Annotated in this window: 20 protein-coding genes and 1 riboswitch; of the genes, 10 read left to right on the top strand and 10 right to left on the bottom strand. The window is 41.6% G+C overall.

Translation table 11 applies throughout. From position 1 onward, the window contains the following. Positions 1–136 precede the first annotated feature (136 nt). Positions 137–610 carry an S-ribosylhomocysteine lyase gene (locus AC0VZ9_RS22740; RefSeq protein WP_251174697.1) on the top strand — a complete coding sequence of 158 codons (474 nt, stop codon included), beginning with the start codon at positions 137–139 and terminating at the stop codon, positions 608–610. 76 nt (positions 611–686) lie between these two features. Here AC0VZ9_RS22740 and cls read toward each other — a convergent pair whose 3' ends face one another. Continuing rightward, positions 687–2,135, bottom strand: a complete 1,449-nt coding sequence (cls, locus tag AC0VZ9_RS22735; protein ID WP_251174698.1) for a cardiolipin synthase — start codon at positions 2,133–2,135, stop codon at positions 687–689. 92 nt (positions 2,136–2,227) lie between these two features. Then, the gene (gene ytzI, locus AC0VZ9_RS22730; protein ID WP_019383003.1) at positions 2,228–2,410 is read right to left on the bottom strand and encodes a YtzI protein; all 183 of its coding nucleotides are present in this window, start codon (positions 2,408–2,410) and stop codon (positions 2,228–2,230) included. Positions 2,411–2,537: 127 nt separating this feature from the next. Between ytzI and AC0VZ9_RS22725 the strand changes: the two genes are divergently transcribed. Further along, complete coding sequence (locus AC0VZ9_RS22725) at positions 2,538–2,975, top strand: Dps family protein (RefSeq protein WP_071156769.1); 438 nt, start codon at positions 2,538–2,540, stop codon at positions 2,973–2,975. Positions 2,976–3,168: 193 nt separating this feature from the next. Here the strand turns inward: AC0VZ9_RS22725 and AC0VZ9_RS22720 are convergent, their stop codons facing one another. After that, positions 3,169–3,426 (bottom strand): DUF6154 family protein, encoded by a 258-nt coding sequence (locus AC0VZ9_RS22720; RefSeq protein WP_009333396.1) that lies wholly within the window; start codon positions 3,424–3,426, stop codon positions 3,169–3,171. A gap of 275 nt (positions 3,427–3,701) precedes the next feature. Here AC0VZ9_RS22720 and AC0VZ9_RS22715 point away from each other — a divergent pair, with 275 nt between their 5' ends. Beyond that, entirely contained in the window at positions 3,702–4,031 is a 330-nt protein-coding gene (locus AC0VZ9_RS22715) for a hypothetical protein (RefSeq protein ID WP_009333395.1), read from the top strand. A gap of 114 nt (positions 4,032–4,145) precedes the next feature. Here AC0VZ9_RS22715 and AC0VZ9_RS22710 read toward each other — a convergent pair whose 3' ends face one another. Next, a complete protein-coding gene (locus AC0VZ9_RS22710) occupies positions 4,146–5,024 on the bottom strand; it encodes a DUF6612 family protein (protein ID WP_251174699.1) in 879 nt (292 codons plus the stop codon). Positions 5,025–5,178: 154 nt separating this feature from the next. Here AC0VZ9_RS22710 and ytkD point away from each other — a divergent pair, with 154 nt between their 5' ends. Continuing rightward, entirely contained in the window at positions 5,179–5,646 is a 468-nt protein-coding gene (ytkD, locus tag AC0VZ9_RS22705) for an RNA deprotection pyrophosphohydrolase (protein WP_019383006.1), read from the top strand. 27 nt (positions 5,647–5,673) lie between these two features. Here the strand turns inward: ytkD and AC0VZ9_RS22700 are convergent, their stop codons facing one another. The 3 genes from AC0VZ9_RS22700 to AC0VZ9_RS22690 are packed head-to-tail and all read right to left on the bottom strand — an operon-like array spanning position 5,674 to position 8,257. Then, positions 5,674–6,483 carry an ABC transporter permease gene (locus AC0VZ9_RS22700; RefSeq protein WP_009333392.1) on the bottom strand — a complete coding sequence of 270 codons (810 nt, stop codon included), beginning with the start codon at positions 6,481–6,483 and terminating at the stop codon, positions 5,674–5,676. After that, the gene (locus AC0VZ9_RS22695) at positions 6,461–7,240 is read right to left on the bottom strand and encodes an ABC transporter ATP-binding protein (RefSeq protein WP_009333391.1); all 780 of its coding nucleotides are present in this window, start codon (positions 7,238–7,240) and stop codon (positions 6,461–6,463) included. The genes AC0VZ9_RS22700 and AC0VZ9_RS22695 overlap by 23 nt, the downstream gene beginning before the upstream one ends. A 21-nt stretch (positions 7,241–7,261) precedes the next feature. Further along, entirely contained in the window at positions 7,262–8,257 is a 996-nt protein-coding gene (locus AC0VZ9_RS22690; protein WP_009333390.1) for an ABC transporter substrate-binding protein, read from the bottom strand. Between the two features lie 166 nt (positions 8,258–8,423). Here AC0VZ9_RS22690 and AC0VZ9_RS22685 point away from each other — a divergent pair, with 166 nt between their 5' ends. Together AC0VZ9_RS22685 and AC0VZ9_RS22680 are read left to right on the top strand one after the other, a co-directional pair. Continuing rightward, positions 8,424–9,209 (top strand): alpha/beta hydrolase family protein, encoded by a 786-nt coding sequence (locus tag AC0VZ9_RS22685; RefSeq protein WP_009333389.1) that lies wholly within the window; start codon positions 8,424–8,426, stop codon positions 9,207–9,209. Positions 9,210–9,288: 79 nt separating this feature from the next. Continuing rightward, on the top strand, positions 9,289–9,531 hold the full coding sequence (locus tag AC0VZ9_RS22680; RefSeq protein ID WP_019383007.1) for a DUF2584 domain-containing protein: 243 nt from the start codon (positions 9,289–9,291) through the stop codon (positions 9,529–9,531). A gap of 331 nt (positions 9,532–9,862) precedes the next feature. Here AC0VZ9_RS22680 and pckA read toward each other — a convergent pair whose 3' ends face one another. After that, entirely contained in the window at positions 9,863–11,449 is a 1,587-nt protein-coding gene (pckA, locus tag AC0VZ9_RS22675) for a phosphoenolpyruvate carboxykinase (ATP) (RefSeq protein ID WP_009333387.1), read from the bottom strand. A 219-nt stretch (positions 11,450–11,668) separates the two neighbouring features. Between pckA and AC0VZ9_RS22670 the strand changes: the two genes are divergently transcribed. The 3 genes from AC0VZ9_RS22670 to asnB all read left to right on the top strand — a co-directional run bounded on the left by AC0VZ9_RS22670 (position 11,669) and on the right by asnB (position 16,046). Next, positions 11,669–12,043, top strand: coding sequence for a thiol-disulfide oxidoreductase DCC family protein (locus AC0VZ9_RS22670; protein ID WP_009333386.1), 375 nt, complete (start codon positions 11,669–11,671; stop codon positions 12,041–12,043). 105 nt (positions 12,044–12,148) lie between these two features. After that, a riboswitch (SAM riboswitch) is annotated at positions 12,149–12,274 on the top strand. Positions 12,275–12,599: 325 nt separating this feature from the next. After that, entirely contained in the window at positions 12,600–13,793 is a 1,194-nt protein-coding gene (metK, locus tag AC0VZ9_RS22665) for a methionine adenosyltransferase (protein ID WP_009333385.1), read from the top strand. Between the two features lie 348 nt (positions 13,794–14,141). Beyond that, positions 14,142–16,046: an asparagine synthase (glutamine-hydrolyzing) gene (asnB, locus tag AC0VZ9_RS22660; RefSeq protein WP_019383008.1), complete on the top strand. Its 1,905-nt coding sequence runs from the start codon at positions 14,142–14,144 to the stop codon at positions 16,044–16,046. 332 nt (positions 16,047–16,378) lie between these two features. On the opposite strand, the gene AC0VZ9_RS22655 is transcribed toward asnB, so the two are convergent. Both AC0VZ9_RS22655 and AC0VZ9_RS22650 read right to left on the bottom strand, forming a co-directional pair. Next, positions 16,379–17,227 carry a C39 family peptidase gene (locus tag AC0VZ9_RS22655; protein WP_192907805.1) on the bottom strand — a complete coding sequence of 283 codons (849 nt, stop codon included), beginning with the start codon at positions 17,225–17,227 and terminating at the stop codon, positions 16,379–16,381. Positions 17,228–17,304: 77 nt separating this feature from the next. Continuing rightward, positions 17,305–17,826 carry a gamma carbonic anhydrase gene (locus AC0VZ9_RS22650; RefSeq protein WP_009333380.1) on the bottom strand — a complete coding sequence of 174 codons (522 nt, stop codon included), beginning with the start codon at positions 17,824–17,826 and terminating at the stop codon, positions 17,305–17,307. A 177-nt stretch (positions 17,827–18,003) separates the two neighbouring features. On the opposite strand from AC0VZ9_RS22650, the gene AC0VZ9_RS22645 reads away from it, so the two are divergent. Further along, positions 18,004–18,807, top strand: a complete 804-nt coding sequence (locus AC0VZ9_RS22645) for an alpha/beta hydrolase (protein WP_009333379.1) — start codon at positions 18,004–18,006, stop codon at positions 18,805–18,807. Positions 18,808–18,875 lie beyond the last annotated feature (68 nt).

Here is an 18,875-nt window from a genome sequence, read left to right as displayed (position 1 = left end):
TACCTTTCCTGGTTAAATCATATTTTCTTTTAAAATAACATATAATCGTGAAAACGTCATAATTTTCATATTAATTTGATGAATTTAGTCGGATATTGCGTTATAATAAAAGGAAAACTTTAGGGGAGTGTTTTGAATGCCTTCAGTAGAAAGTTTCGAGTTGGATCACAATGCTGTTAAAGCTCCATACGTGAGGCACTGCGGTGTCCATAAAGTGGGAAGTGACGGTTTAGTTAACAAGTTTGATATCCGTTTCTGTCAGCCAAATAAGCAGGCGATGAAGCAGGATGTCATTCATACACTTGAGCATCTGCTCGCTTTTAATATCCGTACGCATGCAGAGAATTATGATCATTTTGATATTATTGATATTTCCCCGATGGGATGCCAGACAGGCTATTATTTAGTCGTTAGCGGAGAGCCGTCAGTTGAAGAAATAATCGATCTGCTTGAAGCTACAATGCAAGATGCGGTTGAAATAACCGAGATTCCTGCTGCAAATGAGAAGCAATGCGGACAGGCAAAGCTTCATGACCTTGAAGGCGCAAAACGTCTTATGAGATTCTGGCTGGATCAATCGAAGGATGATTTGAAACAGGTTTTTGCATAATGAAAACGGGCTGACTGGTCAGCCCGTTTTTATAATAAGATAAGAATAAAATTTTGTAAGCCGATAACTGCATGACTTATAAAATCGGCGATAAAAGTCTTGAAATGGATTCTTTCAATTTGATTTTTAAGGCTCTATTTCTGTAATCTTCTGCAGTAAGGTTAGTTGATAGCTGGACATCTTCCTGAAAGCTCTCAGTCAGTTCTTTCGAAACGTCCTCATCATATATAAAGGCATTTACCTCAAAATTCAGCCTGAAGCTTCTAACATCTATATTCGCGGTTCCAACCGACGAAACTTTCTCGTCAACAATCAAGGTTTTTGCATGGATAAAGCCATTCTCATATATATAGATGTTCGCATTAGCTTTTAACATTTCTCCTATATAGGAGTAGGTTGCCCAATAAACAAACATATGGTCAGGCTTGTTCGGTACCATAATGTTCACTTCCACCCCTGATAATGCAGCTATTTTCAATGCATCCAGTAGACTAGCGTCCGGAATGAAGTAGGGAGTTTGGATATAAATAGATTTACGGGCCGATGAAATCATTTTTATATACCCATTTTTAATCTGTTCCCATTCCGAATCAGGACCGCTGGTAACAATTTGCATCCCTACGCTATCTCGAGACTCGGTCAGTGGAAAATACTTAGGAGCATAGTAAATATCATGGCGGTGCGAAGCCTGGTTCCAGTCCAGGATAAAGCGGGTCTGCAGGGAATGGACAGCACTCCCTCTAATTCTTAAATGAGTATCACGCCAATACCCAAACTTTGGATTTAGCCCGAGGTATTCATCCCCGACATTAAACCCTCCAACATATCCAATTCGGCCGTCAATAATGGCAATCTTGCGATGGTTCCGGTAATTAATTCTCAAGTTGATAAAGTGCAGCCGGGAAGGGAAAAAGGCTTCAATTTCCCCTCCTGCCGCAATCAGCTCTTTAAACGCCCTTTTATGCAGGCTTCTTGAACCCAGTTCATCATAGAGAAGCCTTACTTTTACGCCTTCTTTTGCCTTTTCCGTCAAAAGATTGATTAAGCTTTTCCCCAGATTATCTCTCTTGAAGATATAATACTGCAGATGGATGTGATCGGCTGCATTTTTGATGTCCTCCACAAGCGAATTGAACTTCTCTTTCCCATCTGTAAAAATCCTGACCTCGTTGTCCTGGGTTAATACCGAATCATTATTGACAAGATGCATATATATAAGGTCCTTGGAGTTTTTAATTATGTCATTTCGAAAATGGAAATCCTTTTCCTTGATTCCTCTGATTTGATTGTTCAGCAGTTCATCAATTCCAATCTTTTTGCGGTCTTCCCATTGAAACATCTTTCTTCTGGTTAAATTCTGCCCAAAGAAGAGGTACATGAAAAAACCAAGAAGAGGAAGAAAGAACAAAACCATGAGCCAGGCCCATGTGGCACCTGCATCCCTTCGCTCCAGAAAGATAACAAATGCTGCCAGGATAATATTTAATACTAGAAATACTGTAAGCATCATGGAGTATATATCCATCTCAATGTCCTCTCATTACATGTATATTATTTCCGTCCATTTAAAAGGAAAACCTCCGGCTATACGGAGGCTGTATATATAATAGCGTATGCTTATGAACGGTTTTGGTTATCTTCTTGATCTTCTTTAGCCTCTTTTTGTTCCTGCTCGCTGTCAGGAAGCGGATCAACTGGGTCTACCGTATGTTTGAATTGGTAAGCTTTTGAAGTGGTAATGACGCTTAAAAGCAGTACCACGATCACAATGATAATCGATATGACTAATACCGTATACATGTTTCTCCCCCTTTTCTATCAATATTTTACCATGAAAGCAGCTCTTTCATGAAAGATTTCGCAATCACCAAGGTACAGGTTTGATTTTTGTTAATGTGGGTAATCTATTGTTGGGAGGATGATTTATATGAGTAAAGAATTGGTAAAGGCTGTTAACCAGCAAGTAGCAAACTGGACTGTTCTGTATGTAAAGCTTCACAATTACCATTGGTATATTAAAGGGAAAAACTTTTTTACCCTTCATGCAAAATTTGAAGAACTTTATAATGAAGCCAACGTACATGTTGATGAACTGGCTGAGAGAATCCTGGCTCTTGAAGCCAAGCCGGTTGCGACTATGAAGGAAGTTCTTGAGACCAGTTCTCTCGAAGAAGCGACAGGAAAAGAAAATGAAGAAGAGATGGTCCAATCTGTCGTTGATGACTTCGAAAAAATGGTGGACGAGCTTCAGGAAGCCATTGAGCTAGCAGAAGAAGCCAAAGATGAAGGAACAGGCGACATGCTGATTGCTGTAAAGCAAAGCTTAAAGAAACATATTTGGATGCTAAAAGCATACCTTGGCTAATAAACAAAGACTGGCTGGAAAGCTGGTCTTTTTGTATGCAAAAAAAAAGAGGGAGTGCCTTCGGAACAAATCTAAACCGGGTTCCTTACCTTTGTGCTTACCTTACTCCCGGCGTGTAGGTACAATAAAACAAAAAGCGGCTTATCGCCGCCTTAAATAATATGGATAGTGAATAATTCCGGATATGTATAGTTTAGTGTATGTTACGGTGATGAATGATTGGGCTTCTGCGCTGGCCGTAATTCTCACTGGCAAATTTCCCTTTTAAGCTCTCAATCAGATAAAGCCCCATTAAATCATATAATTCCTGATTTTCGAGATCCTTGATGATATTCAGCAGGTCTTCTCTGTCCATTTCTTCTAAGAAAGCAAAAGCGAGCATATCGATATCCTCTTCATCACCTGTCAGCTTATTCCTGTAAAGTTCATATAGCTCATCAATCAGTTTCATGATAACACCTCCTTAATAATGCGCCTGTTTTATTTAGTATACTTAATTTAATACCCCTGATGCAGGAAAATATTCACCCGGATAAATTGAGAAGCCGTTTCCCATTTATTTAACTTAGTATATGTAAGCTTATGAAGAATGATCGTAATTTCGTATAATTTTATCATAAATGTGGGATACGATAACTATAGAAATGAAAAAGTAATGATATTTAAGATAAAGCAACCGGTGTTGAAGCTGTGTCACAGGAATGAACAAAAAAGGGGCTGACATGATTGGAAGGGAATAAAAAGACGTATTATATAACGCTTGGTTCTGGGGAGATTTCCCAAAGTGCCACTGGCTCAACATGGAATTTTAAAATAGAGGCAACAGATGATGAAATCATTGCCTTAAGAGAATATTTTGACCAGAACTATTCAACTGAGTGGCAGAATTTTTACAGGGCCCATGTTCCTTATGTTCAATACCATTATGACCGTGAAAATGATGCTTATGATGATACAATGAAGAAAATTTATGGAATGATTTATGATCTTGGAGATGATGAAGCAAGAAAGCATATTGAAAGCATGGGGATCCTCACCGAAGAGGAACATAAATAAGAAAAACGGAAGCGCATCGCCCACCCCCTGCACCTGAATGGGGCAGGTGGAAAGCTCTCGAAGTGCCAAGTAATATTTAGTAGCATAAAAAGCTGAGGCGATGCCTCAGCTTTTCTACATTTCCATTTCTACAGCTGTATCAAGAACATCCTGCGGAACAGCTATAGCCTCTACCTTATTATAGTTTGAGTATTGGCCGTTCATGTTCTGCTTCATGGAGATGGTCTGGCCTTCAGCCGTGATTTCCATTTCCATAATCATATTCAGCACACTTGGATAAAAAGTTTCTTTATCAATCACGATTTCGTATTCCACGCCGTTAATTTTCATGTTATCAAGCATTTCTCCGTTCGCGGCCAGTTCAGGCGGGAGCGTTTCTGCTGCTGTTTCCTTCACAAAATCATTGAATTTTTCTCCATCGGCTTTCAGCTTTAGGATGTAGTTTTCTGCGTCCTGTTCAAACGTAAAGTCGTCCACGAACTCCTGTAATTTTTTTAGTTCTTCACCAGGATTCGTCTGCTGACTGGACATTTGAAGCAAATCATCCGACATTTCTTTAGGGAACTTCATCCACTGCTTACCGGCGGCGTCATAAAGGAACATGCCTTCTTCAGTAAAATAGCTTTCGATATCATATGACTCTTCTGTGCCGTCCATCGACATAGTCATCTTTTGATAGAAGGCCATTGGATCTGTTGTAACATCCATGTCAATGACAGAATCGATATTCATATTTTCCCCTTCAGTGCCTGAGCTCATTTCCTGGCTCATATCCATATTTACGGAGAAGCTTTTAAGCTCTTCTGAAGCCTCGGTTGATTTCGTTAAAACTTCCTCCAGTGTCAATTCTGAAGCTTCTTCTGCTTTGGTTTCTTCCTTGTCTGTGCCACCATCAGATTCATTTACAGGTTTTGCTGTCTCACTGCATGCAGCCAGCATTAGAATCATTAAGAAGCCAATAAGAATTGCAAGGGACTTTTTCAAGGTATACACTCCTCTATTTTGGTTAGTCAGCTAATTTTACGGGGAAAAAAGGAAAAAGTTTCAAAAATATGTAATTTGATACTTTAGGCCCAGAAGTTTTTAAATAAATAATAAACATATATAATGATAACAACAGAAATTTATTTTCGAGTGAGGGAAAAGTATGGAAACCTTTTTGGATGCGAACGGCGGGGAAGTGAGATTTTCTTTTAATAAAAGAGCTTTTGGAACAGAGCCAAGACATGTTCTGGTCATTTGCCGCTATGGCGATCAATGGCTGCTGACGAATCATAAAAAGCGGGGGTGGGAATTTCCGGGCGGCAAGAGAGAACAGGGGGAGTCACTTGATGAGGCAGCCAGAAGAGAGGTATATGAAGAAACAGGAGCGGACTTAAAGGATTTACACTTTATTGGTGAATATGAAGTAAACTTTGGAACCGAACGTTTTGTCAAAGCCATTTTTTTCGCAGAGGTGGAGAGCCTTAACAAAAAGGAGCAATATTTTGAAACTGACGGTCCCATCCTGACAGAGGGAAACATGCTGGAAGACAGATGGAACAGTCAATACAGTTTTATCATGAAGGATAAAGTAATTGAAAACTGCCTCGAAAAAATCATGAAGGAAAAGTAAAAAACGGCAATACACTGTGCCGTTTTTTTAAGATCCATTTTTAATCAGTTTTCGCTCGAGAAGTTCGACAAGCTGATACATCACTGTTGCAAAAACAGCAATTACCAGCAATGACAGCATGACAAGGGTGAAGTTGAATACTTGGAAGCCGTAAATAATCATGTATCCGAGACCTTTTGAAGATACAAGGAATTCGCCGACAATGACTCCGACCCATGATAGCCCGACATTCACCTTTAAAGTGGAAATGATAGTCGGGAATGAAGCAGGCAAAATGGCTTCCCTGAAGATTTGAAATCGATTCGCCCCAAAGGTCTGAAGCACTTTAATATAATTGGGGTCTACTTCTTTGAAAGATGTATAGACGACAATGGTTGTGATGATGATGGAAATAATCGCTCCCATGGCTACAATTGAAGTAAAACTGGGGCCTAATGCGACGATTAATATCGGGCCAAGGGCAACCTTTGGCATTGAATTCAGGACAACCAAATAGGGATCCGCTATTTTCGATAGCATCGGTGACCACCAGAGAATGGCTGCAAGCAATGTGCCTAAAAAAGTACCCAAAATGAATCCAAAAACGGTTTCTGACAAAGTATAGCCTAAATCCACCATCAAGGTACCATCCTGGATTTTGGTTAAAAATAACCCCCATACTTTAGAAGGCGAACTGAAAATCAGCGGATCTATCCATTGCTTTTGGCTTGCCAGCTCCCACCCTGAAAAAAACACGATAAAGATGACAGCCTGATAGAAGCGGACCCATTTTTTTTCACGGTTCAACGACTGGATATATTTCTGGTGGAGGAATTTAACGTTCTCCTGCGGGCTCAAGGGACTCCAGCTCCTTCCATATAGTTTGAAAAATTGCTGGATATGCTTCATGATTTCTTGCGTTAAAAGGAGTTTCATCTCTTAATTCTTTCGGAATGACAAACGTTTTATGAAGCTGTCCGGGCCTTGCGGAAAAGAGAAAAACGCGATCACTCATGCTGATTGCCTCACCAATATCATGGGTAACCAGTATGGCTGTTTTACCAAAAGATTTAAGCGTGTTAGAGACCAAATCCTCAAGCTTCAGCTTGGTTTGATAATCTAATGCGGAAAAGGGTTCATCAAGCATGAGCAGCTTTGGTTCTGTTGCAAGTGTTCTTACAAGGGCAACACGCTGGCGCATTCCGCCTGAAAGCTGCTTCGGAAACTGTGATTCTACACCTTTTAATCCCATCTCCTTAAGGAGCTGCAGAGCATAAGCTTTTTTGTCTGGAGTAAGGCTGTTCCCGATTTTCAGCCCCAGCAGGATATTTTCTTCAATCGTTTTCCAGGGAAAAAGATAATCCTGCTGCAGCATATAGCCAATTTCATTTTCTGCCGTTTCAACCCGCTTTCCTTCAAGTGTTACAGTGCCTTCTGTGGGTTCAAACAGGCCTGCTATGATGGAAAGCAAAGTTGTCTTGCCGCATCCGCTTGGGCCGAGGAAGGAAACAAATTCGCCTTCCTCCACTTCAAGCGAAATATCGGAGAGGGCCGTTACAGCAGAGGTTTTCGTAAAATAAGTGTGGTGGACAGCATCTACCTTTAAAAAATTCATGTCGGCCTCCTCTTTCGTTTATTACTTCATTACACCTTCAGCGATTTCTGTGTTGACAAGTGTGTCATGCTCTATGCGCTTAGGGAGCTCTCCTGCTTCGTCCATGATGTTCTGCAGATTTTCCCATTCTTCAGTGTCCAGGATAGGATCTGTTGCAAAGGATCCCTGGCTCTTATAGCGGTCTACTACCATCTCAATGATATCAAGCTCGGTATTGTCGAAATATCCTTGAATGGTTTCTGCCGTTTCTTTCGCACTGTGTGTCTCAACCCATTGCTGTGCTTTATAAATCGCTCTTGTGAATTTTTCGACCGTTTCTTTATTTTCATCAATATAGCTTTGTTTTGTCATGAATGTGGTATATGGTACATGACCGGACTCTGTTCCGAAAGAAGCTACGATATAGCCTTTGCCTTCTTTTTCAAAAACACTGGCAGTCGGCTCGAACAGCTGAACAAACTCGCCTGTTCCTGAAGCGAAGGCCGGAGCGATATTGGCATAATCAATATTTTGAATCAAGTCCATATCTGCGTGAGGATCAATTCCATGCTTTTTCAGAACAAACTCACCGGCCATTTGCGGCATACCGCCTTTGCGCTGGCCAAGGAATGTTTTGCCTTTCAGCATATCCCAGGAAAAATTGTCGATTTTATTGCGGGAAACTAAAAATGTTCCATCTGTCTGGGTTAGCTGTGCAAAGTTGATAACCGGGTCATTGGAGCCCTGCGCGGATACGTAAATCGATGTTTCAGAGCCAACAAGCGCCACATCAGCGCTGTCTGAAAGCAAAGCTGTCATCGTTTTATCTCCGCCTGCTGTAGTCGTAAGCTCTACTTTAAGACCTTCTTCTTCAAAGAAACCCTTCTCAAGGGCTACATATTGCGGAGCATAGAAGATGGAACGTGTCACTTCGGCAATACGGACGTTTTGCATTTCATCCTTTCCGCAAGCGGCCAAAGGAACAATAAGTATCGCCGTAAGCAAAAGAAGCATGCTTACTTTCATCCATTTTTTCATAAGCCATAAGACCTCCCTTATGCTAAAAAAGTCAGATTTAAAAGCCTAGGATATCGTATGAAAATCGAAAAAATGTGTGAATGCCCATGGAAACATTTTTAGGCGGAGGTCATAAAGCTCATACTATTAGTCGTATTCAGATTACTTCAAGAGGGGGAATGAGGACATGGAATTCCAAAATGGCCAAATCATAAATAAACAGAGATTTCCTTCGCCAAATCCGGCAATCGAATTATCAGTTGTCACATATCATGCAAACGGATTACATATAAAAGGCCTGCTGGCAGAGCCAAAGGGGGAGGAGCTATATGATGGATTCCTATACCTGAGAGGAGGCATAAAAAATGTCGGGAAAGTAAGGCCTTCACGGATTGTCCAGTTTGCCTGTGAAGGCTTTATTGTATTCGCCCCTTTTTACAGAGGCAACCAAGGGGGAGATGGCAACGAAGATTTTGCAGGGGAGGACAGACAGGACGCGTTTGCCGCTTTCACTCTTCTTCAGGAGCATGCACGGGTAAAAAGAGTCCATATATTTGGCTTTTCCCGCGGTGGCGTAATGGCATTGCTTACTGCAATCGAGTTTCCGGAAGCCGCGTCCATTGTAACATGGGGAGGGGTCAGTGATATGTTTCTCACTTATGTGGAGCGCAAGGATCTCCGAAGAATGATGAAACGTGTAATAGGCGGAACCCCGACGAAGTTTCCGGAAAGGTATAAATATCGCACCCCGCTTTTTCGGCTGGAACAGCTGGAGGCGCCTGTCTTAATCATCCATGGAGAACAGGATCATAATGTTTCGGTGGAGCATTCCTATCGCCTGGAAAAAAGGCTCAAGGCTCTTAAAAAAGAAGTAGGCAGCTGGTATTTCCCTGAATATACCCACTACTTTCCGCCAGCCGTGAACCGGAAGACAGTAGAGGATTTAAGTGCGTGGATGAAAAGCAATGGGTAGATAAAATTAAAGACTTTCAGAGCGGAAAAAGGTGGGGTAAAATAGAGGTAAGGATATTAAGAATGAAGGAGAGATACCAATGGGTATGCCTTTAGAGCTGAACACAATGATCGTGACAAAGGGAAGGGAAAAAAGACTTGATGAAAATTTCTTTTCGCTTGTCAAAGACGGATACCGATTATATCCGCTCGATATCCCTGTCGAGGTAAAAAGAACAATTGACGGAGACCTGAACGGAATGGGTGTTATTAGAAAAGTAGAATGGGAAAACAGCCAGACACTCATTACTTACCAGCTTGTTTCTCTAAACTCAACAAACTAAAGAGCGCCTGGACTTAGTCCGGCGTTTTTTTGTTCAAAATATTTCTGCAAATCGCAAGTGAGAATAGTGCTTTTTTAATCAGGGAATGAGAAAGAATGATTAGTTGGAATAGTGCCGCTGAGCGAGGAAAAGGAGTTGCGAAAGGACTTAAACAGAAGGAATAGTGCTACTGAGAAATAGAAAAAGAGTGCGAACTGGAACTAATCGAAGCGCACAGTGCCGATCAACGACTATTAGTCTGCATGTAAGAAACTTATTCGTTCGAGCTTGAAGACTTATAAAATGAAATATAAAAAAGGAATTGCTGCTAAGCTGCAATTCCTTTTCTATATTATGCGATTGGTCCGCCTTTTTCTTCGATTTCAGAAGAAACGCTTGTGAACTTCTTGAAGTTCTCACGGAATTTTGCAGCGAGTTCTTTTGCCTTTGCTTCATAAGCAGCCTGATCTGCCCATGTTTTGTTTGGCTGAAGAACTTCGTCAGGCACACCCGTAACGTGCTGCGGAATTTCCAATCCGAAAATTTCGTCTTTGACTGTTTCTACGTTGTTTAGTTCGCCTTCAAGTGCAGCTTCCACCATAGCACGAGTGTAAGCAAGTTTCATGCGTTCACCGACTCCGTACTCTCCGCCAGTCCATCCTGTGTTTACCAGGAAGACTTTTGCATTATGCTCATCGATCTTCTCGCCAAGCATTTCAGCATAACGGTTTGCAGGAAGCGGAAGGAAAGGTGATCCAAAGCAAGTTGAGAACGTTGCCTGCGGTGAAGTGATGCCGCGCTCAGTTCCTGCCAGCTTGGAAGTATATCCGCTTAAGAAATGGTACATTGCCTGCTCTTTTGACAGTTTAGAGATTGGAGGCAATACGCCAAATGCGTCAGCTGTTAAAAATACGATTGTATTAGGATGTCCGGCAATGCTTGGGTCAACAATATTATCGATGGCCTGAAGCTGGTAAGCCGCACGTGTATTTTCAGTTAAAGTGCTGTCATCGTAATCAGCAACCCGAGTTTCGCTGTTTACTACCACATTTTCCAATACAGCCCCAAATCGGATAGCATCAAAAATTTGCGGTTCTTTCTCACGGGATAAGTTAATGCATTTCGCATAGCAGCCGCCTTCAATATTGAAGACGCCATTTGCTGACCAGCCATGCTCGTCATCCCCAATCAGCTTGCGGTTAGGGTCTGCAGATAAGGTTGTTTTCCCTGTTCCGGATAAGCCGAAGAATAAAGCAACATCTCCTTCACGACCAACGTTCGCGGAACAGTGCATAGGAAGGATCCCGTTTTCTGGAAGCATATAGTTCATAACAGAGAAAATGGACTTTTTCATTTCGCCTGCATATTCAGTACCACCGATTAAAACAGTACGGCGCTCGAATGAAATGATGATAAATGTTTCGGACTTTGTGCCGTCAACTGCAGGGTCTGCTTTGAAATTAGGAGCAGAAATGACTGTGAACTCTGCTTGATGATCCAATAGCTCGTCTTCTGCCGGACGAATGAATAACTGATGTGCGAAAAGATTGTGCCAGGCATATTCATTAATTACCTGGATTGGCATGCGGTGCTTTTTATCTGCGCCTGCGAAGCCTTTGAAAACAAATACTTCTTCTTTTTCTTTTAAGTAGTTGATTACTTTATTATAAAGATTAGAGAATGCTTCTTCAGAGATAGGCTGGTTTACGCTGCCCCAATCCATTTTATCTTTATTTGATGCTTCTTCAACAATGTATTTATCTTTAGGAGAACGTCCTGTATACTTTCCTGTAGTAGCGCGTACGGCGCCAGTAGAGGTAAGGGACCCTTCATTGCGGTTTAAAACTTTTTCCACAAGCTGAGGAACGGATAATTGCACTTGAATGTTGCTGCCATTTAATAATTCGCTCAATTCGTTTGATATGCTTACAGAGTTCATCTGATGAATACCTTCCTTTTTTCCGATTTTTTTATGAAAGTGATTACATCTCGAAATTAGTATAACACATTAAAACGATTAGTCTATACTATTACGAAACTTTTTTATTCATGTTATAAAAATGTCATAATTGGACATGCAATTCCACTTTAATCACCTTATAACTGATATATGTTAATATAGAAGAAAGTGTTAATTTTAACATGGGACTGATCTAAAATGAAGACAATTGCCCTCTATGATGAAACTTGTTCTTTATGCAAGGAAACAAAGAAGATATTTAAAAAACTTGATTGGCTGAATAAAGTGGTATGGATTTCTCTGCAGGAGTATGAAAAAATCCCGGATTCTCTCTCGTTTTCCAAGCATGACCTGCGCAGAGAGCTTCATATTATTACTCCATCGGGCGGTGTGAAAAAGGGTTATTCTGCAGTAAGGAGACTGCTGTTCCTCTTTCCTGCCTCCTTTTTAATCAGCCTCCTTTTATATCTCCCATTGACGCCAATACTGGGCGATCCGATCTACAAATGGATTGCTAAAAACAGGCATAAATTTCTAAAGAAAAAATGTGATGATGGAAGCTGTTCGCTGTAAGCATGGAGCATAATTTTCAATGCTGAAATTTTACTGTTAAAAATAATGAAAACTTGTTGACATGATTCGATAAAATACGGTATGATTCAACCTTGAACGGATACTCTCTTATCCCGAGCTGGTGGAGGGACAGGCCCTATGAAACCCAGCAACCTGCTAAACCTGCTAAAAGGCATTTATCAGCAAAGGTGCTAACCTGACGCAAGGACGTAATTCCTTGAACGATAAGAGTGAAAGGCGCGAATCGATTTGCTTTCAACCTTTTCACTATTGAGAAGGTTTTTTATTTTGCACAGGCAATGGGATGAACGGCTTTTGGAATGTACTATTTATGTGAGTTTTTAGCAGCTTGCAGAGAGGCATAAGAAAAGATGGATGCCTGGCTTTCTAGCCAGCGATGCCTATTTTTCTAATAAAAACTCCATGTTTATTTCATACTACTAAGGGAATGAGTTCCGTATCAAACAGAGATCCATGAAATGACAGGGAAAAGTTCTTTTCCGCTTCCCCATTTCTTAATTCTCGCTCAATTTTCTATTTATAAGGAGGAAGCCAGATGTCAACAAAGCGTCGTTTGTTTACTTCTGAATCAGTTACTGAAGGTCATCCGGATAAAATCTGTGACCAAATTTCTGATGCAATCTTAGATGCGATTTTAGCTAAAGATGCGAATGCCCGTGTTGCTGCAGAGACTTCTGTAACAACTGGACTTGTATTAGTTGCAGGTGAAATCACAACATCTACATACGTAGATATTCCAAAAATCGTTCGTGAAACGGTAAAAGAAATCGGTTATACCCGTGCTAAATATGGTTTCGATTCCGAAACATGTGCAGTTTTAACTTCCATTGATGAGCAGTCAGCAGATATTGCAATGGGTGTTGACCAGGCTCTTGAAGCAAGGGAAGGACAAATGAGTGATCAGGAAATCGAAGCAATCGGTGCAGGGGACCAGGGTTTAATGTTCGGTTTTGCATGCAACGAAACGAAAGAGCTAATGCCTCTTCCGATTTCTTTAGCACATAAACTTTCCCGCCGTCTGACTGAAGTTCGTAAAGAAGAAATTCTTCCTTACCTTCGTCCGGACGGAAAAACTCAGGTAACGGTTGAGTATGATGAAAATGACAAGCCAGTCCGCATTGACACAATCGTTATTTCTACCCAGCATCACCCTGAGATCAGCCTGGAGCAAATCCAGCGCAATCTTAAGGAGCATGTTATTAACCCGGTTGTTCCCAAAGAACTAATCGATGAGAATACAAAGTATTTCATCAACCCAACAGGACGTTTTGTAATCGGCGGACCTCAAGGGGATGCAGGCCTGACTGGACGCAAAATCATTGTTGATACTTACGGCGGATATGCCCGTCATGGCGGAGGCGCGTTCTCCGGTAAGGATCCTACAAAGGTTGACCGCTCTGCTGCTTATGCTGCTCGTTATGTAGCGAAGAACCTTGTGGCAGCAGGTTTAGCTGAGAAAGTGGAAGTTCAGCTTGCTTATGCGATTGGTGTAGCACAGCCAGTGTCGATTTCTGTTGATACATTCGGAACAGGCAAAGTCGATGAAGATGTACTAGTTGATCTAGTTAGAAAGCACTTTGATCTTCGCCCTGCAGGAATTATTAACATGCTTGGCCTTCGCCGCCCAATTTACAAGCAGACAGCTGCTTACGGACACTTCGGACGTACAGATGTTGATCTTCCTTGGGAGCGTACGGACAAAGCTGAAATCCTTCGCTCTGAAGCTTAATAGAAAAGCGGAAGCTCTTTGGCCATCCCCGATACTTTAAGGGGGAGACAAAAATATAAAAAGCGGGAGTTGCATTAATCAATGTAACTCCCGCTTTCTTTTTTGCGTCATTATACATAAAGGGTGTTTATTCACTTTTCGGTCTTTATGCTCTTTAGTCGTTTATAATTATATGTTATCGTATAAACTTCGGATAATGGCTTAATTTTCCGTGCATATTTTTTTTATATTCCACGTGCTAATTATAAATGATTAGTGGTAGTATTATAGGGTATGTTTTCTAAGAAAAAGGAGCCGTTAAGGCTGTATCTAAATATTGAGAAAAGAATGGAGTAGGTGACGTACATAATGTGTGGTTTTATTGGTTGTGTACATGAAAAAGCACAAAATTACCGTGACGCAGATAAAGAACAGTTCCAAAATATGAATGATATCATTACCCATCGGGGTCCCGATGATTCAGGATACTATTTTGATGACCATATTCAATTCGGCTTCCGCCGGCTGAGCATTATCGATATCGAAAGCGGACACCAGCCGCTGACATACGAGAATGAGCGTTATTGGATTATCTTTAATGGTGAAATCTATAACTATGTGGAACTTCGTGAAGAACTTCTCAAAGCTGGATTAAGCTTTGAAACAAGCTCCGATACAGAAGTCATAATTGCCCTTTACAGCCATATGAAAGAAAAGGCTGTTGAAAAATTGCGCGGTATGTTTGCGTTTGTCATTTGGGATAAACAGGAACAGTCTCTATATGGAGCCAGAGATCCATTTGGGATTAAGCCTTTCTTTTATTACGATAAGGGAGACCGCACGTTCTTTGGATCAGAGAAGAAGAGCATTCTTTTGGCTCTTCAAAATGATGTATTAAACTATGACTCCCTCCAGCATTATCTGACCTATCAGTTTGTGCCTGAGCCAAACACGATGTCAGAGGGAATCCATAAGCTTGAGCCTGGCCATTATTTTACTAAAAAAATTGGTGCTCAAATGGATATTAAGCGATATTGGAAAGCTGCTTTCCATCCAGTGCAGAAGTCAGAAGCTGATTTCACGAAAGAAATTAGAGATGTTTTGTTCGACTCAGTCAAAATGCATATGCGTGCCGATGTTCCGGTAGGTTCATTTCTTTCAGGCGGAATAGATTCTTCCATCATTGCTTCCATTGCGAAAGAATTCCATCCTGCTATTAAAACATTCTCCGTCGGGTTTGAACGCAATGGCTTCAGCGAGGTGGATGTAGCGAAAGAAACAGCGGAAAAGCTGGGTGTCGAAAACATCAGCTACATCATAACTCCTGAGGAATACATGAATGAGATTCCGAGAATCATGTGGCATATGGACGATCCGCTTGCTGACCCGGCTTGTGTGCCCCTTTATTTTGTAGCAAGAGAAGCACGCAAGCATGTAACGGTTGTACTTTCAGGTGAGGGCGCTGATGAGCTATTTGGCGGCTATAATATTTACCGTGAACCACAATCCCTGGAAGTCTTCAATAAAATTCCTGCCATCGGCAAAAAGCTTCTACGCATGATTGCAAACATGATGCCAGAGGGAATGAAGGGGAAAAGCTTTATCGAACGCGGTGTAACACCAATGGAAGAGCGCTACATTGGAAATGCAAAAATGTTTACAGAGCAAGAGAAGCGCAGCCTGCTTCATGTATATAAAGACAGCTTAAATTATACGGATATCACTAAACCGCTATATGAAGAAAGCCGGGGCTATGATCCGGTTGACCGCATGCAGTATATCGATATTCATACGTGGATGCGCGGAGACATTCTATTGAAAGCGGACAAAATGACGATGGCTCATTCTCTCGAGCTTCGTGTTCCGTTCCTTGATAAAGAAGTGTTTGAAGTGGCTTCCAAAATTCCGACCAGCCTGAAAACGGCCAATGGAACTACGAAGTATATTCTTCGCAAAGCTGCTGAAGGAGTCGTTCCAGACCATGTGCTGAACCGCAAGAAGCTTGGATTCCCTGTGCCAATCCGCCACTGGCTGAAAGACGAGATGAATGAATGGGCGAAAAATATCATTCGTGAAAGCAGCACAGATCATCTAATTAATAAAGATTACGTACTGCAGCTGCTAGAAGACCATTGTCAGGATAAAGCGGACAATAGCCGCAAAATCTGGACAGTTCTTATGTTCATGGTTTGGCATCAGGTATATGTGGAGAAAAAGTATTCTTTTGAGAAAGAGTATTTGTTAAATAAAGACTTGCAGCCGCTTAAAGGCTAAAAATAAAAACGTCCATCAGGTGAAAACCTGGTGGACGTTTTTATTAATTATAAGAATGTATAAATTTTTTAAGTCAGATAATTGTCTGGCGCAAGCAGCCTCCCACCTCGAGATCACAAGCTTGTCTAGCTGAGGCTCCTAGGGACGAAAGATAAGACACTCCCTCACAAAAGGCAAAGGACGTCTTTCCGGAATGCTCGTCTTGTGCTTGAGGCCGCAGGATAAGGAATGCTTCGTTAGCATAAACATCGCACGACCGAAAACGTTAGGTTTTGGGAGGTCGCGGCGATCTTAGTCTGCGTTCTTTCGTGGGCAAGGCGCTTCCGCTTTTCTTATGGGAGATAGGTAATAGCCTGTTTGCCCATCTGCACCCATGCTTTTTCAAAATCGTTTTTGGGTGCTTTTTTATTTTTCTCTCCTGTGAGCGGATCGTTGAAATACATGTATTCCTGATCATACCCTGTGAGCAGGACTGAATGCTCTTTATAGGTAATCTGTATTTTTCCGCTTGGCGTATGCCAGGTCTGGAAAAAGTCATCAGAAAGCTGTTTATAGGCTGTGTTGATAATAACCCAGACAGGCCTGCCATCTGACAAATGGATCTTTAAGTCTTCAAAATCGGATCCGGTAAGGTCTTCAATGGAGCCAGGCATGTACTTTTCCGCAAGCTCTTTTACCGGTTTATGATAAACGCCAAGACCTGGATTATCAAAGGAATACATATCGCCTATGAATCCGTCATTCGGGTGCCCGAAATAGATTTTTCCGTTTTCTATGCGATAAGGCTCAGGATTTTTCTTTATTTCTTTAGCGAGTGTCATTTTATCAGCCTGTATTCCTGCATGCTGAAGGAGCATGGATAAGCTCGTCACCTCGCATCCTCTGGGGAGCTCAGGAAACTGATTGACTGCGGGTGCATCTATAATTGTTTCTTCCTTGATCTTTATTACGACAGTGTTGTTTCCAAGGAAAGAGCTGGCTTTCTCAGCAGGTTCAGACAGCCATGATTTAATTTGGTTTACGGCTGAAGCAGGCTGGCTGCCTGAAAGGTTGTCATAAACAAATGCACCAGAAATCAGGATGAAGACAAGTAAAAACATTGGTGCCGTTTTTAACATTGTTTTTCTGAATATCACTATTAAAAATAAGAATAGAACAATTGCCGCAATATAAATCTTCAATTTCTTCACCAGCCCATTGGTATTGCCTTATGTTTATTATCGGCTGTTTTCCCATTCTATAATAGGGGGCAGGTGAGTTATTCAGGCTTTTTCTGCAAAGACTTATAGTACTGCCCTTTTTCGGCGTACTCCCTGCTGATCCGTTCCATATCTTTGATATCTTCTGGTGTCAGCTCGCGGATCACTTTTGCGGGCCTTCCGAATGCAAGTGTATTGGGAGGAATTTTCTTTCCCTGTGGAACAAGGCTCCCTGCACCAATGAATGCTCCCTCTCCGATTTCAGCCTGATCTAATACAATTGAGCCCATTCCTATTAAAGCCTTTTTGCGGACAATGCAGCTATGAAGGATTACCTGATGGCCAACTGTCACTTCATCTTCCAATATCAGCGGGTTATTCGGGCTTTGATGCAGGACGGAATTGTCCTGGATATTGACTTTTTTGCCGATGATTGTTGGTGCTACATCTCCGCGTATAACGGAGTTGAACCAAACGCTGGAATCCTCGCCAATTTCAACATCGCCGGTAATGGTAGTAAAATCTGCAATAAATGCGGATTCTGCAATTTTAGGTTCTTTATCTTTATATGGATAGATCATGTGAAACACTCCTATATGAAGTTTGATTATTTTGATTTTATCATAAGAGGCATGATAAACGTTATTTTGGCAAAAAGAATTCCAATTTTACAAAGGGTTGATTCATGAACAATTTCAGCATCTAGGCTATAATATATATACAAAAGACAGTACGTAAAAAGGCTGGGAGGATTGACTATGTGGAAATGGGAAACTGAAGGAGATGCAAAGGGCGTTATTGTCATGGTGCATGGGGCAATGGAGCATCACCGCCGTTATGGCTGGCTGATTGAAATGTGGCGCTTGGCCGGTTTCCATGTCATTATGGGAGATCTTCCTGGCCAGGGGATGACTTCAAGATCCAGAAGAGGCCATATTGACTCCTTTGATGAATATATACTTGAAGTTCAGGATTGGGTACATGCTGCCTATGAATTTGAATTGCCGGTCTTTCTTTTAGGGCACAGCATGGGCGGTCTGATTGCCATTCGCCTGCTGCAGGAGGAAAGGATGAATCTCGCTGGGGTAATTCTGTCCTCCCCATGCTTAGGCTTGGTTCAACAGCCTTCAAAATTTCTGAACTTCTTATCGCTTGGACTCAATTCTGTGATGCCTGGCCTGAAAATGGATGCCGGATTATCCGTTGACATGGCGACGCGGAATCAGGACGTCCTTGATGCTGATTTAAATGATTCTCTTTATGTGACAAAAGTTTCGGTCAGATGGTACAGGGAACTTGTTTCTGCAATAAAGCTTGCCTTTGAGAATCTTGATAAGATCCAGGATGTGCCCCTCCTTGTATTACAGGGCGGCGATGATAAGATCGTAAATAAAACAACTGTCAGAGAATGGTTTAACCTTGCGCCCTTCTCAGAGAAAAGGTTCAAAGAATGGCCTAAATGCTACCATGAAGTCTTTAATGAACCTGAGCGTGAAGAAGTCTTTGAATACGCGAAGGATTTCGTTAACAGCCAATTAAAAGCGCTTGGTTATGTGGTTTAAGGACGGTGTTTTAATTATGGAGGGGTGCAGCTTAATATAAGAAACTGTTCACCTATCCCTAAGCAAAA

This window comes from Cytobacillus sp. QJM3NY_8 (genome assembly GCF_056173585.1).
This window is presented reverse-complemented; position numbering and strand designations above follow the sequence as displayed.

Excerpts from the sequence above, each read along its gene's own strand:
- AC0VZ9_RS22740 (WP_251174697.1), top strand. The coding sequence starts at position 137 with ATGCCTTCAGTAGAAAGTTTCGAGTTGGATCACAATGCTGTTAAAGCT.
- cls (WP_251174698.1), bottom strand. The coding sequence starts at position 2,135 with ATGGATATATACTCCATGATGCTTACAGTATTTCTAGTATTAAATATT.
- ytzI (WP_019383003.1), bottom strand. The coding sequence starts at position 2,410 with ATGTATACGGTATTAGTCATATCGATTATCATTGTGATCGTGGTACTG.
- AC0VZ9_RS22725 (WP_071156769.1), top strand. The coding sequence starts at position 2,538 with ATGAGTAAAGAATTGGTAAAGGCTGTTAACCAGCAAGTAGCAAACTGG.
- AC0VZ9_RS22720 (WP_009333396.1), bottom strand. The coding sequence starts at position 3,426 with ATGAAACTGATTGATGAGCTATATGAACTTTACAGGAATAAGCTGACA.
- ytkD (WP_019383006.1), top strand. The coding sequence starts at position 5,179 with ATGGAAACCTTTTTGGATGCGAACGGCGGGGAAGTGAGATTTTCTTTT.
- AC0VZ9_RS22695 (WP_009333391.1), bottom strand. The coding sequence starts at position 7,240 with ATGAATTTTTTAAAGGTAGATGCTGTCCACCACACTTATTTTACGAAA.
- AC0VZ9_RS22690 (WP_009333390.1), bottom strand. The coding sequence starts at position 8,257 with ATGAAAAAATGGATGAAAGTAAGCATGCTTCTTTTGCTTACGGCGATA.
- AC0VZ9_RS22685 (WP_009333389.1), top strand. The coding sequence starts at position 8,424 with ATGGAATTCCAAAATGGCCAAATCATAAATAAACAGAGATTTCCTTCG.
- AC0VZ9_RS22680 (WP_019383007.1), top strand. The coding sequence starts at position 9,289 with ATGGGTATGCCTTTAGAGCTGAACACAATGATCGTGACAAAGGGAAGG.
- pckA (WP_009333387.1), bottom strand. The coding sequence starts at position 11,449 with ATGAACTCTGTAAGCATATCAAACGAATTGAGCGAATTATTAAATGGC.
- AC0VZ9_RS22670 (WP_009333386.1), top strand. The coding sequence starts at position 11,669 with ATGAAGACAATTGCCCTCTATGATGAAACTTGTTCTTTATGCAAGGAA.
- metK (WP_009333385.1), top strand. The coding sequence starts at position 12,600 with ATGTCAACAAAGCGTCGTTTGTTTACTTCTGAATCAGTTACTGAAGGT.
- asnB (WP_019383008.1), top strand. The coding sequence starts at position 14,142 with ATGTGTGGTTTTATTGGTTGTGTACATGAAAAAGCACAAAATTACCGT.
- AC0VZ9_RS22650 (WP_009333380.1), bottom strand. The coding sequence starts at position 17,826 with ATGATCTATCCATATAAAGATAAAGAACCTAAAATTGCAGAATCCGCA.
- AC0VZ9_RS22645 (WP_009333379.1), top strand. The coding sequence starts at position 18,004 with ATGTGGAAATGGGAAACTGAAGGAGATGCAAAGGGCGTTATTGTCATG.